Here is a 14270-nt window from a genome sequence, read left to right on the forward strand (position 1 = left end):
GGGCTGCATTAATTTTAGGAGCGCTGGTATGCGTGTATTTGGGTTTGATCGAGGATTGCCTGTCACAGATCCTCAGTGTTTCCTTGAGCAAGAACGGCCGGTGCCAGAGCCTGGCGACCATGACTTGCTGGTCAAGGTGAAAGCCGTTTCGGTAAATCCGGTGGATGTGAAGGTGAGGGGCGGCAAGGCCGACGATGGCGTATTCTCTGTTATTGGTTGGGATTGTTCGGGTGTCGTTGAAAAGGTGGGTGCCAGTGTCACCGATTTTCAGGTGGGTGATAAGGTCTGGTACGCAGGTGACATTCGTCGGCCAGGGTGCAATGCGGAGTTTCATGCAGTTGATGCCAGGATTGTGTCTCTGAAGCCTGAAGCAATGGACTTTGCAGAAGCTGCAGCGATGCCGTTGACAAGCCTTACTGCATGGGAAGCGCTCTATGACCGATTGAGAGTAAGTGAGCGCACTGATGATAACAAGGGCAAGAAATTCCTGATCATTAATGGTGCTGGCGGGGTTGGCTCAATTGCGATCCAGTTGGCGAAGCGTCTTGGGCTGGAAGTATCTGCGACAGCTTCCCGGCCAGAGAGCCAGGCCTGGTGCAAAGCTTTGGGTGCAACTTCTGTCGTATCCTATAGTGACGTCGGTTCTCTTCCGCCTGATCAGTTCGACTATATCTTATGCTGTCACGACACAGACGCCTATTTCGACATAGCGGCCAACCTTGTGAAACCGCAAGGGGCTGTGTGCTTCCTGGCCAGCGCTAAAGTAAAGCACGATATCCAGCTATTCATGCATAAGAGTGCCGCTATCGCCTGGGAGTTCATGTTTACGCGCTCCACCTACCAAACAGCTGATATGGCACGCCAAAAAGAAATCTTGAGTGAAATTGCCTGCCTGGTTGATGACGGGGAAATGCAGGGAACCATGGCCAGGAAACTAGAAGGCTTTTCAGCAGGGGCCTTTACCAAAGCCCATGAAGTCTTGGAAAGCGGCAGTATGATTGGCAAGCTGGTTATAGAAGCATAGCCGGGAGCGGTATAGGGCCTTCTTGGCAGCCTCTATATCATCCCTGTCTTGTTATTGGCAGGGATGATTCTATTCCATAGAAGCGGTTCTATGAAACGGTGCTTCAATAATTTTTATGCTCGGAAGTACGGTGCAGAATTCGCGATCTAAGTTGGCCAAGCTGACGTCATGTACGAGCTGTGCAGGATAGTGGGTGCCCGAGGCGGATACGCGGTCAAAACACGCACAGGCATCCTCAGCGACAAGGACTTCATATCCCAAATTGCCAGCCATTCTCGTTGTGGTCGAGACGCAGTGATTGCTTGTGAGACCACTAATGACCAATTGCTTGATTCCAAGTTTGTTCAGGGATCTCTCCAATTGCGTTCCGATAAAACCGCTGTTGACGTTTTTCTTGATGACGCACTCGCCGACAAAGGGTTCCAGGCCGCTTTTGAAACGGCCCCCCGGTCTGCCCACTTTCAAGGGGCTGTCTGATTCCAGGCTGTCATGAATAATGTGGAAGATTGGCTTTTTTGTTGCGCGCCAAAAGGAGAGGAGCATCTGGGCCCGCTCCTCAGCATGAGGATTGTTTCGCTCGGTTCCCCAATGGGTGGTTTTGTCAAAGCCTTGCTGCCAATCGATCAAGAGTAGCGCCGTGTTCTTAGATATATTCATCGTCACACTCCAGGATCGACTGGATAAGAGTCGATAGTTCGGGCAATTCGGTGCAACCGGAAGCAGCCGAGAAATGGGCCCTGCCGTGCAGTACCAGAGTGTTTGCCTTTGATCCCTTGTTGAGGCGCTCCAGATTGGCCCAGGTATCAGGAATGTATGGGTCGTTGTCGGAGGCTATAACCCACGTGTATCTTGCTGGCAGTTTCGACAGGTTGGCAGCAACTGACAATGTGAAAAAAGTGTCCACTGCGGTAACACCCAGGGGGTGGGTGAAAGGCGCAATGAACACCACGGCTTTGAAATGTGGTTTATTGGGGGGGAGCTGAGCAATTGCGTTCAGAATGTTTATGCATCCCAGGCTATGCCCAACCAAGATAGTCTCTTGAATTGCGGTGTGATCAATGCGGTCCAGGAGTGCAGATGACCAGGTATCGACATCCGGGAGATCGGGGTTGGGCATATCGGCAAAACCAAAAGGCACGCCATTTTGAGTGAGCTCTCGAGACAGCCAGGGGTACCATCCCCATTCGCGTGTGCCGGTCCAGCATGGTGAGAGTATAACGCGGGCCGTCATCACACGCTGTCCATTTTTTCAATGACGAGAATGCGGGCTTCGGGCGTGGGAATTGCGCGATGCTCTTCGCCTTCTTTGATGGAAAGGATGTCTCCTGGTAGCATTTCGATATTCTTTTCGGTGCCATCCATGCGAACTTGCATCGTTACGGCACCATCGAGGACGACAAAGACTTCGTCGCCGTCATTTTCGTGCCAGATATAGGGTTGATCTGTCCAGTGGATGCGAACACCTATGTCGCCAAATCGTGCCACTTCCTTGTTGCCCCAAGGGCGGGGGGCGGTGAAGGTTTTAGCCGTTGTAATTTCCATTAGCGTAGTCCTTTCCGGGTATCTTTGACAATTTACGGAAGGGATTATAGTTTCTGTGGCAAGAGTTCTGGTGCCGCATATACGTTATTTTGTGCCAACCAAGGAGCGGGCAGTGCGAAAAATCGGTTTTCTGGTATTCGATGGCTTTCAGTCCCTGGATGTCACGGGGCCCGCAGACGTGTTTAGCGTGGCAGATGCTACTGCCCGAAGGCTTTCACGGCAGCATTCATCGGAGAAAAAATGCCAGCTGTCGTACTTTTCACTGGATGGAAAATCTGTTGTGGCCTCCAATGGCATGACGGTTAGTGTAGATGGCAGCCTTGTATCACCGGAAGTTGACCTTGATGTTCTTATCCTGTCCGGTGGGGATATCGCCAGCCTTGAGAAGGTTGAAAAGAGCAAAGCGCTGGCCGAAAAGCTATGGGCGCTCCATAAAACGGGTACCTTTATCGTTTCCATTTGCAATGGTACATTCCTGCTGGCTCCAAGCGGGCTTCTGGATGGCCTTCTGGTGACCACTCACTGGCAGGCAGCATTGAGATTGGAAGCAAGATATCCCGCGTTAACGGTTGATCCGGACAAGTTGTTTTCAGTGACAGAACACATCGCAACGTCCGCGGGGGTGGCTAGCGGGATAGATTTGGCGCTTGACTTTGTTGCTCGCTGGTACGGAGATGAAATAGCATTTTCGGTTGCAAAGGAACTTGTGGTTCCGTACCGGCGCTCAGGTAGTCAGCGCCAGCTCAGCATGCTTCTGGCCGCTCAAGCCAGTGGCCCAAAGGTCGCTGCGTTATTGGCCTGGATAAGACAAAACCTGCGTCGAGACCTTTCTGTTGAAGAATTGGCCGATCATATGGCTATGTCTCGCAGAAGCTTTTACAGGTGGTTCAAGGCTGAAACTGGCCTGTCACCAGCCTTCATGGTTTCACAAATTCGAATGGAGACGGCTACAGCACTGCTTGAGCAGGGTGGCAAAAGCGTCAAGGAAGTCGCCCGGTTTTGTGGCTTTAGTTCTGCGGATCACATGGCGGTATGTTTTCGCCGCTACTCAGGTATTTCTCCTTCGCACCTCCTCCCTGTCGGGTAGCATTCCCACAAAGGCACTGTTCATTACTTGAACTCCGGCATCGGTGTTCTTGCGATACATGCCTGCGCGTCCCGGAGGCCGCTGTCATCCTGTGTCGTTAAGAATGTGTCCGCATATGGCACTAAGCAGTTATCCCAGACAAAACCAAGCCCATGACTGCCACCAGGTACAACCGTAACAAAGGTGTTCGAGCGCTGGGATGCAAGATCTGTAGCCCATGATAGAGGAGTGGCAGGGTCTGCAGAGCCGTTGAAAATCAATAAGGGGTGGGCCGATGCGGCATATTCCGAGTGCGCTTCCGGGTGGGGCGCCTGAGGCCAAAAGCCACACAGTTTGGCTATGTTGGTTACGCGGTCCAGGCCATAGAAGTTCGTGACACTAGACTTTTGTACATGGTCAAGGTCGGTTCCCTTGAAATCCTCGCTGCATTGAATGGTGGCCCACATGGCATCAGCGAGCATCTTGGCCTGCCCAGGTTCGAAACGCTGCGCGAAGTCGGCTAGAAGGCCATTGTTCCTGCCCATGGCAACTTCTTGTATGAGTTTGGGGATATGGGCTGACCGCCTGGCGTCATAAAGCAGGTTGCGAACGATATGAAGAAAAGAGCCCTTCGATAGGGAGATTTTCTCGGTGCCTCCCAAAGCCTGGTTTTCTAATTCCACCTCAATTGGCCCTTCGTCCAGCCGGCGGACAATCTTTGTGAAGTCTTCGTAAAAGGTGGGGTAGACCTGATTGCAGGCTGGTGTTTGATTGCACTGTCGGACGCGGGCTTCGAGCGCATCCTTGAATTGCTTCCCAAGATCATTGATTCCGTTTTTTCTTGGAATAGCCATGCCAACCGTAATGCCTGTGCGGACGAGGTCCGGGCGATGGCTCATCAGTTCCATAACGACGCGGGAGCCGTACGAGGACCCCACAAAGTTGGCGTTCCTGTACCCTAACAGCTTCACGGCATACGCAAGATCAGTAGCGATATTGATCGTCGTGTATTGGGACAGGTCATGGTTGGCACCAAGATGATGGAGGCAGTGCCTGAAGCGGTCGGCAGACCAGATTTTCCCGATAATGGTGGCGTAGGCTTCGGGTGGGCCAGGATAGTCACATTTCAATGCTTTCTTGCCGCCGGTGCCGCGCGCATCAATGAAGACCAGATCCCGCGTCGTACGGATTTTGGCCCAGCTTTGGCTTCGCCACGCTGCGGAGGAGGTAACATCTATACCCGGACCGCCAGCTACGAACACCAGAGGGTCGGCGAGTTTTGCACCGACTTCAGTCGCACGGGAAACGACAATATTTAGGGAGATATTGCGACCGTCTGGGTCCTGCCAATTTTCCGGTACCTCAATGGAACCGCAATCGACATGCCCACTGATGCCTTCGACCTGACATTGCTCCAGATATGGTCCCCTGTCGTTTGCGGATGCGGGAGATGTTGTTCCTCCCAAAGCCAGGAAGGCGATGCCTACAGAGCAATTGGCTAGTTTGGTGGTTATGGAGGTCATCTGGGGTCGCTCTCTTCTGTCAGTAGGGAAAAGAAGGTCTGAATGCCCTCAACATAATTGCCCCATCGGAGGTTTTCATTCGGACTGTGCTGGTTGTTTTCCAGATAAACCGTTGGAACGCCGATTGCCGGAATATCCAGGGCATTGACAAACGGTGATATCGGGATCGAACCACCAACAATCCGGATTTGAACCGGCGCGTGGCCAAACGCTTTTGTCATGGCACGTATGGCCCAGATGGCGGCCTTTGAATCTAACGCTGTGCGAAAGGCGCCGTAGGATATTCTGTGTTCAAAGGCAATCAGCCGGTCATAGGTTTTGCGTTCATTCTCGGTAGGAACGCTGCCGGCTATGATGTGAAACCCTTGGGCCTGAATGTGTTCCCGCAGGAGGTGGATGAGCGCCTCTGGGTCTTTCTCTGGTACAAGCCGTATGTCCAGTTCAGCAGTTGCAGTGGCGGGAACGATTGTCCTTGTCTGCTTGCCTGTCCAGCCGCTCTCGATCCCGAGAAGTGTTAACGACGGATACTGCATGGCTTCCTGGTAAGTCGACGCGACGCGTTCCGGTGACTTGACGCCCAGGTGTTCCAACATGGCCTGTTCGTTGTCTGGCACCTCCCTGAGGGCCTTCATTTCGGTGTCACTGATTACAATACCATCCTGAAAGCCGCCAATAAGGACGCGGCCATGTTGGTCCTTCATGGAAGCCAGCAAGATTGCCATGTCTTGAGCTGGGTTCGGGGCGTAGTTCCCGAACGTTCCGCTATGTTGCGGTGCCTTCGCGCCGAAGGATTTTAGCGTAATCCTGGCAATGCCCCGGGCGCCGAAAAACAATGTCGGTTGATTGCTGAGGTGCCGAGGTCCATCGAAGATAAGTAACAGGTCGGCGTCGAACAGATCCCGATTTTGATCTACCGCCAGTGGAAGGTTTGGTGAGCCCAGCTCTTCCTCGAAATCCATGACAAGCTTCAGGTTGGTGGTGGGCCTTAATCCCTGTTGTTCCATCGCATCCAGGGCTGCGATCAGCATGACAATCGGGCCCTTTGCGTCGGATGCGGAGCGGGCAAAAACGCGCCAGTCTGCGTCTGGTAGGGGGCCTGACGCCGCTGAAGGCCAAGGCTTCTTTTCCCAGCCATCTGGTGTTGGCGCTTTGAAAACAGGAGTAAAAGGTGATGCCTGGTCCCATTTCTCTGGGTCGGTGGGCTGGCCATCTGCCTGAAGGTAAATCAGTGTGGTTTGCGCGTCAGGATCAACATGTTTGCTTGCCAGAAGTAGTGGGAGGCCTTCTGTTTCAACGCGGCGAACGTCGAAACCCCGTTTCTTAAACTGCAGCGTTAACCACAGTATGTTTTTCTCGATTTGGTCGGGAAAATGGGCGTCATTGGGCAGGCTGAGCAACCCTCTCAATAGTGGGGCGGAACTCAATGCGGCCTCTGAGGCGATGTCTGCTATCGGATGGCGTGTGATCGCATCTGTCTCGGGGGGCGGCAGATCCTCTGCAAGGACACTGCTGGCGATTATCAGGGGTGCCACCAGGTTAACGAGCGCACGCATTTACAGTCTCCTCAATGGTTTCCAAGAAAATTGAGGAGAATTCAGCAAAGTTCAAATTTGTAGTGTTGATGTTAACTATGAGCAGAATTAATACGCCCAGCACCGCACAATCGAAAGCCAGCCAGCTGGCGGGTGACCATGAATTTCATGCATGGTTATTATCAACATTGTTCACCTGCAAGATAGGTTGCTTTCGGCTACAAACCATGGATGTTCAATGCATCCCGGAGAGAGAGCATGAAAGCCCGCAGCAGCCCTACCGTGTCCCGTCGGTCTTTTCTTAAAGTGGGTCTTTCAAGCGCTGGGGTTCTTGCACTCTCTATTTCTGGAGCGTCAATTCCGTTGAGGGCCGAAACACCGGATCTTCCCAAAATGGCTATGTATTCGCTATGCGATCTGCACCCGGATAACAGCATCACTTTTTATGTAAGCCGCTCTGAAATGGGCCAGGGTGTAACGAACCTTTTGGCACAATATTTTCTTGAAGAGCTTGATGCCGCTTGGCACCAGATTGATGAGGTTAAGCAGGCCTATGCGTGTGAAGAGCGCTTCGGGCCACAGCGAACTACGGCGTCAATTAGCTCTTTCGAAGGCTGGTACTTTCATCGGCAGGCGGGCGCTCGCTTGAGGCTTTTGCTGCTGGAGGGGGCCGCCAAGGCTTGGAAGGTGCCGGTTGCAACACTTCGGACAAAAGAGGGGAAAATTTTTTGCGACATCGACGGCCGCTCAATGACCTTTGGCGAGGCGGCAGCATACACAACAGGCCTGGCCCTATCAGAAATAGACTTGCCTCTTCGTCAGCCCGAAGAGTTTAGGCTGATTGGTAAGAGTTTTCCCCGCTTGGATGCAAAGGCAAAAGTTACAGGAAAAGCGATCTACGGCATTGATGTGCGTGTTCCTGGCATGGCTACAGCGGTAGTCGCGCGGTGTCCGGTATTCGGCGGGCGTTTGCGATCATATTCGCTTAAGAATTCCAAAACCGTGAAAGGGTTTATTGGGGCAGTGCTGGTAAGTAGCGGTTTGGCTGTTGTAGCTGATAGTTTTTGGGCAGCAAAAAAGGCGAGGGACTTGATTGAAATTGAGTGGGATGAAGGCTCTTTCGCAGGCGAAGACAGCCGCTCAATTGTAAGCAGGTTTTATGGTCATTTGGATAACCCTGAGACTATTTTTTTATCGGAGGGGCAAAACGTCGACGAGGTATTGGGCGACGCCGATAAAATACTTGAGGCAACATTCGAGTTTCCCTTTGTAGCCCATATGACGATGGAGCCGATGAACTGTACGGCCCATGTAAAGGGCGACGGGTGTGAAATTTGGGCGCCGACCCAAAGTCCGGGAACCACTGTTCATTTTGTTTCCAAGCATTTTGGTTGGCCAGAAAGCGCAATCACCCTCAACACAACCTTGATGGGGGGCGGTTTTGGCCGGCGGGCCCAAGAAGACTTTGTGATCGAAGCTGTAGAAATATCGCAAGCTATCGGTAGGCCGGTTCAGGTGATCTGGACAAGGGAAGACGATATTCAGCATGATTATTACCGTACGCTAGCGGTCAACAGGATCGCTGCTTCGGTGGATGAAAGGGGACATATTGTATCCTGGGACAGCAGATTGGCCGCGATGTCTGCAATCAAATTCAATTCCAATCCCATGTATCGGAATAAGGAAGGTGGGGACGGTATTGTGTGGGCGGGTGCGGAACCTGCACCCTATCGGGTGCCTAACTATAAGGTGCACGGCACCCTGGAAGACAGGCCAATGCCGATTGGTATTCTGCGCGGCATATCCCACGGCTACACGTCGACAGCGAAAGAAATGTTTCTGGACGAATTGTGTGAGCAATTGGGAGAAGACCAGATTGAGTTTCGAAAGAAGAATATTGGAGCATCGGAACGTGCGCGCTATGTGCTGAGACGGTTGGGTGAGTTGTTAAAGAAGGCTGAACAGCGAGGTGTTTCAGTGGGTTTTGCGTACGGTGCAGAAGAAAGCGGTGACATCAACTTCTACCATGCCTGCCTTGCAGAAGTGCAAAAAGGGGAGGATGGCTCTCTCAGCGTTACCAAGATCTCACTGGTGTTGGATAACGGTGTTATCGTGAACCTTGATGGGGTTCGGCAGCAGGCGGAAGGTGCTGCCGTGTTTGCTCTGTCCATGTTGTTTCATGACGCAATCACTGTTAGGGGCGGTGCGGTCGAACAGTCGAATTTTCATGATTACGGGATTGCTCGAATAGGCCAGGAGCCGGAGGTGGTCGTTGAGTTGGTTGATAGCCAGGAAACCCCGATGGGGATGGGAGAGCGCCTGCAAGGTGTAATACAGCCCGCCGTTCTGAATGCGCTATACAGGGCGACAGGTACGCGTGTCAGGCGGCTGCCTGTTGATCTGACAGTGCATGGCTAGAGCGTTTTAGGGCGAAGGCTATCTTTTTCGGGTCTACTTGCGCAGTTGGGCGACTTTTGAGTCTAATGTCGAAAAGTAACAAAATTAGTGTCGCGGGACAGTGGCTGTCCTGTGCCTCTAGTTCTGTCCAACGAACATACTAGATAATGTGGGTGCGACATCGCTGCTACATAGTCGCCTCTGTCAGCCCTTTATCTTATGCGTGAAAAGAGACACTAAATGTGTCCAGGAATTTCTGGACAAAATTAATGTCGTTTTCGGATTTTGGGGAACTTGCATCTCTGCTAGGGGGAGGGGAAGCGGACATTGACGCCATATCGCAAGAACGCCCCAAACTCGCGAGAAGCAGTTCTTTTAGGATGCGCATCTTCCTGGCATTGAAGTGGATATGCATCTCGCATGATATTCCAGGAATTTTATGAAATTGTATTTGACACAATAACAATGGCCCGCTATCCGTCAATCTCGTGCCTTTCTATTTAAAGGTGTGATTTGGGGATTCATAAATCCGAATTTTATAGGCGTCCACTCTTGTTTGGAGGCGGCCCTATTATATTGTGACGGGAGTGTGTCGATGACTTATTCTAGTACGCCTGAAGTGGTAGTTAATGCCAACCTTACTGGTGATCAGCTTTATTCAGCAGTAGCGGGCTTATCTTCCACAGCATATGCCGTGGCGTGGCAGGATGACAACACCGGCAAGGCCTATGTTCGGATATTCGATGCTGAAGGCAATGCGCTCACGTCAGCGGTGGCGATTGATGCAGCAGGATCTGGGGCTCAGGTAGGGGTCTCTATTGCGGCTTATGATGACGGATCATTCGTTGTTTCCTGGGCAGCGGACGATGGCGTATTTGTCCAGCGATATGATTTTGATGGTACGAACCTGACCGCGGATGGCACCAAGATTGCGACAGATGTCGCAGGCACCAGCACCTTCGGCTTGACCCAGATTGAAGCAAAAGATGATGGCGGCTTTGTGATTGCCTGGCAGGCTGGTACCGGTGCAGGTAAGCGCGGCTGGATAGAATTTTTTGATGAAACTGACACCTCAACGTCAGGCGGCTCATTCCAGCCGTGGCCGGAAAGCTCGCTTCTGATCACCGATGTGACCCAGATGACTGATGGCGACGTTGTAGTGGGTTTCCGTTGGGTGCCTTATGGTGACAACGTTTACGCCTATTCCTATAACTCGACCGGTACTTCCACGCCGGTGAAAACCAATTCCAGCTATTCTGGAACCCAGAATGGTCTGCAGATCGTGGAATTGCCGGACGGTGAGTTCATGGAAATCTGGTACACCTACGGCGGGCCCGTTAACGGTCGTGTGGTCCTGGCAGATGGTCAGGTGGATTCGAATGCATCCTTCTTCGAAATCTCTGATGGCAGTGTCTTTGCCAACGCAGAAGTGGCTGCTGCAGTCGTTAGCGACGGCAAGATTTTGGTTGTCTGGGATGATGGGGATGCCGGCAATCAGAGCATCTATGGCCAGCTAATAGACTTTAGTGGCCAAAAGATTGATAGCGAATTCTTGATCTCGGATGCCCCAGCCGGCCTGCAGGTGGTCCCCGAAATCTCGACCATGGCGGATGGCAAGGTCGTCGTCAGCTGGCAGTCCAACGAAAGTGGTGATTATGATGTCGTCACCAAGGTGCTGGAATTCGATTCGCCAACCCCTCCGCCATCTGTAGCGGACCCGGCTGCCGACCACCAGATCAACACAGAAGTTGTGCTTGACCAGACGGAGCCATCTGTTGCGACGTTTGAGGCCACGCACGCCACCCTTGCGGGCGGTCATGTGATTGTGTGGCAGTCTGACGGTCAGGACGGTGATCAGGGCGGGATTTATGGCCAGCTTTATGATAGCGCGGGCCAGCCTGTCGGTTTTGAATTCCAGGTGAATGCAAATGCGGCCGGTGATCAGAAACATGCACAGGTCGATGTCCTGGCGAATGGTAATTTCCTAGTTGCCTGGTATAGCGAAGCCTCAGATGGAACGCTCAGCGTTCACACTCAGGAATTCAGTTGGAATGGAAGCGGCCTTGACGTTGTTGGGGCCGAACAGACCTTGGATGCCTCGGCGGCAAACTACGCGGCCGGTTGGCCGGCGCCCTTTGATGTTGAAGCACTTGACGCTGGAGGTCACGTAATCTCCTGGTTTGATAGTGCAGGTGTGCTGCGAACCAATTTCTATGACACCAACAGCAATCTGGTGAATTCAGTCAGCCAGTCCCTGGATGCTTCGACAGGCAAGGCTCTGCCGGCTCTTGCAGAGCTCTCTGATGGTAGGGTTTTGGTGACCTGGACGGATTGGTCCACCAGCGGTAGCCGTGATAATGTCCATGGCCGCATTTTTGATGCCAGCGGCGTCGAATCTGTGAGCTCCTTCATCCTGCACAATGCCAGTGGTGACCGCCAATCTGCGTCTGCCGCAGATAGTTTCAGCGATGGTGGTTTCGTTGTTGTCTGGAACGCATGGGATGGCACGACGGTTGATCACAAAGGCATGGTCATGCGTCTTTTTGATGCCAATGGTATCGCGACCACAGCTGAAATCCAGGTTTCCGCAGGGAATGGGACATCGGGCGGTACCAACATGACGCAGTCTGGCGATGTGGTTGTGCTTGCGGACGACACTTTCGTTGTCTTCTGGCAGACAACGGATGTCGGCAATGATGTGAATGTCTACGGTCAGCGGTTTGATGCTCAGGGTGGTTCCATTGGGGATGCCTTTGTCGTGCATGCGGGCACAACCGGTACGCAAGCTGACATTGATGCTGCCCTGAACGCAGACGGCGAGGTTGTTGTGACCTGGCAGTCCGACAGCGGTGACGGCAACGGTTATGACATCGAAGCACGCATCCTGGATATGGACGTGATCTCGCCTGTTCCAGCGCCAACTCCTCCGCCGGTTGCGGATCCCGGCACGGATCACCAGATCAACACAGAAGTTGCGCTTGACCAGACGGAGCCGTCCGTTGCGACGTTTGACGCCACGCATGCCACCCTTGCGGGCGGTCATGTGATTGTCTGGCAATCGGATGGTCAGGACGGCGACGGCGAAGGTGTCTACGGCCAGCTTTATGACGGTACGGGCCAGCCTGTCGGCTTTGAGTTTAAGGTCAGCAGCGGTGCACTGGGCGATCAAGCCTTTGCGGCGGTCGCAACCCTGGATGACGGCACCTTTGTGGTGACATGGATGGACAACAACAAGGTGGTCGCCCAGAAGTTTGACTGGGATGGCACGAGCCTGTCCACGGTGGGTAATGAGCTTACACTGGATACAAGCGCGACCTCGACATCTTATGTCCAAACAGATGTGGCTGCACTGTCCGGCGGTGCATATGTTGTTTCCTGGTATGATAATTCAGGTGGATCGATATACGAGACTTATTCTCAGATCATTGGTTCTGACGGTACGTCGATCAGCGGTCTTATCCAGGTTTCAGGAACGAAACATAATATTTTCCCGTCGGTGACGGAGCTTTCAAACGGGAATATTCTTTACACTTGGATTGGTCTGCCTCCTGGGGCTTCCAGCGGTGATCACGACGCCATGGGCAGAATCTTTGATGCCAGTGGCAATGCTGTAAGCAGCTCACTGGTATTCAATGTCAGCAATAGTGCCAATGATTATTCAGCCGTTGCTGCTGCGACAGATGATGGCGGGTTCATCAGTGTTTGGCATACCCAGGATGGCTACATTCAGGGGCGCTTCTTTGATGCCGCTGGATCAGCCACGACACCGCAGTTTACCATCTCCAGCGGAACGATTGCAGGCAAATGGGAGCTCCAGCCAGAGGTTCTTGGGCTCGGTGACAGTACTTTCCTGGTTGCCTGGGAAGGTGGAGATGGCAATCTTTATGGACAGCGTATTGATGCACAGGGAATCAAGATCGGGGATGAATTTATCGTTCACGATCAAACTGCAGGTACGCAGTCGAATATCGACCTGGCTCTGAACGCAGACGGCGAGATTGTCGTGACCTGGCAGTCCGACAGCGGCGATGGCAACGGTTATGACATCGAAGCGCGTGTGCTGGATATTGATGCGATCTCGCCGGTGCCGGAACCGGAACCACAGACGCCACCACCTTCGGTTGACGATCCTGCAGTTGACCATCAGATCAACACCGAGGTTGCGCTTGACCAAACGGAACCGGGAGTGGCGACCTTTGCAGCTGATCATCCAACGCTCGCGGGTGGCCATGTGATTGTGTGGCAGTCTGACGGCCAGGACGGTGACGGCTGGGGTGTATATGGTCAATTGTATGGCGCGGATGGCCAGCCTGCGGGCTATGAGTTCCAGGTAAGCGACCGGATCCTTGAGGATCAGGCGAATGTCTCGGTCGCGGTGCTTGCGGATGGCAACCTTGTGATCAGCTGGACGGATGCCGGGCTTGATGGCACGGCACGGGTCAATGTGCGCGAGTTCCAGTATGATGGCACATCGGTCCAGGCTATCGGTGATGCTGCGGAGATTGGAAGCAGCGGCGGTGCCTATTACACGGATGTGACGGCCTTGTCGGATGGGGGATATGTGCTGAGCTGGAGCATTCTGACCAGCTATCATTATTCCTATGCCCAGATTTATGATGCCGACGGCAACAATGTTGGCGCGACGACCCAGTTCAGCCAGCATTCGGGCCGCCCGAGTGCGACGGAACTGTCGGACGGCCGGGTTCTGTATACCTGGCATGACTGGAGTGGCAGCTCCACCACCAGCACGGATTCCTACGCCCAGATTGTGAATGCGGACGGTTCTGTGGCTGTCGGTACCTTCTCGATTGCGGCGGTCAAGACGGGGCAGGAATCGAATGTATTGACGGGTGCCTTGTCCGACGGCGGTTTTGTTGCTGCCTGGTACGAGGTCGATGTGGGTATTCAGGCGCGTCACTTTGATGCCTCAGGCGCTCCGACCACGCCTGACATTGTTCTTCATACCGGTGCGCTTTCGAACCGTGACCTGTCGCTGGTGATGCTTCCGGATGACGGCTATGTGGTGTTCTGGGAGCAGTCCGATACGGACGGGACGGCAATCAATGTGTATGGCCAGCGCATGGGCGTCGACGGTTTGCCAGTTGGTGACGCCTTCCTGGTCAATGAGCTTGTGGCCGGCGACCAGTCGCGGATGAGTGCGGAACTGAACGCAGACGGCGAGATTG

9 protein-coding genes are annotated in these 14270 nt (G+C 53.3%); 4 read left to right on the top strand and 5 right to left on the bottom strand.

Translation table 11 applies throughout. The features are described from left to right. Positions 1–28 precede the first annotated feature (28 nt). Positions 29–1024 (top strand): zinc-binding alcohol dehydrogenase family protein, encoded by a 996-nt coding sequence (locus B3Z17_RS01350; protein ID WP_286828244.1) that lies wholly within the window; start codon positions 29–31, stop codon positions 1022–1024. Positions 1025–1093: 69 nt separating this feature from the next. Here the strand turns inward: B3Z17_RS01350 and B3Z17_RS01355 are convergent, their stop codons facing one another. From B3Z17_RS01355 to B3Z17_RS01365, 3 genes are read right to left on the bottom strand one after another with little or no spacing between them, the layout of a single operon-like run. Further along, positions 1094–1681 carry a cysteine hydrolase family protein gene (locus B3Z17_RS01355; RefSeq protein ID WP_286828245.1) on the bottom strand — a complete coding sequence of 196 codons (588 nt, stop codon included), beginning with the start codon at positions 1679–1681 and terminating at the stop codon, positions 1094–1096. Further along, entirely contained in the window at positions 1668–2255 is a 588-nt protein-coding gene (locus B3Z17_RS01360) for an RBBP9/YdeN family alpha/beta hydrolase (protein ID WP_286828246.1), read from the bottom strand. The genes B3Z17_RS01355 and B3Z17_RS01360 overlap by 14 nt, the downstream gene beginning before the upstream one ends. Then, positions 2255–2566: a cupin domain-containing protein gene (locus B3Z17_RS01365; protein WP_286828247.1), complete on the bottom strand. Its 312-nt coding sequence runs from the start codon at positions 2564–2566 to the stop codon at positions 2255–2257. The genes B3Z17_RS01360 and B3Z17_RS01365 overlap by 1 nt, the downstream gene beginning before the upstream one ends. A gap of 112 nt (positions 2567–2678) precedes the next feature. On the opposite strand from B3Z17_RS01365, the gene B3Z17_RS01370 reads away from it, so the two are divergent. Then, positions 2679–3653, top strand: coding sequence for a GlxA family transcriptional regulator (locus B3Z17_RS01370; protein ID WP_286828248.1), 975 nt, complete (start codon positions 2679–2681; stop codon positions 3651–3653). A 23-nt stretch (positions 3654–3676) separates the two neighbouring features. Here B3Z17_RS01370 and B3Z17_RS01375 read toward each other — a convergent pair whose 3' ends face one another. Together B3Z17_RS01375 and B3Z17_RS01380 are read right to left on the bottom strand one after the other, a co-directional pair. Further along, positions 3677–5155, bottom strand: coding sequence for an alpha/beta hydrolase (locus B3Z17_RS01375; protein WP_286828249.1), 1479 nt, complete (start codon positions 5153–5155; stop codon positions 3677–3679). Continuing rightward, the gene (locus B3Z17_RS01380) at positions 5152–6708 is read right to left on the bottom strand and encodes a M20/M25/M40 family metallo-hydrolase (protein ID WP_286828250.1); all 1557 of its coding nucleotides are present in this window, start codon (positions 6706–6708) and stop codon (positions 5152–5154) included. The genes B3Z17_RS01375 and B3Z17_RS01380 overlap by 4 nt, the downstream gene beginning before the upstream one ends. A gap of 237 nt (positions 6709–6945) precedes the next feature. On the opposite strand from B3Z17_RS01380, the gene B3Z17_RS01385 reads away from it, so the two are divergent. Both B3Z17_RS01385 and B3Z17_RS01390 read left to right on the top strand, forming a co-directional pair. Beyond that, complete coding sequence (locus B3Z17_RS01385) at positions 6946–9105, top strand: xanthine dehydrogenase family protein molybdopterin-binding subunit (protein ID WP_286828251.1); 2160 nt, start codon at positions 6946–6948, stop codon at positions 9103–9105. A gap of 574 nt (positions 9106–9679) precedes the next feature. Then, the coding region (locus B3Z17_RS01390; protein ID WP_286828252.1) for a hypothetical protein at positions 9680–14270 on the top strand (4591 nt) is incomplete at its 3' end.

Origin of the sequence: Kordiimonas sp. UBA4487 (genome assembly GCF_002389025.1) — a bacterium.
Classification (GTDB): domain Bacteria; phylum Pseudomonadota; class Alphaproteobacteria; order Sphingomonadales; family Kordiimonadaceae; genus Kordiimonas; species Kordiimonas lacus.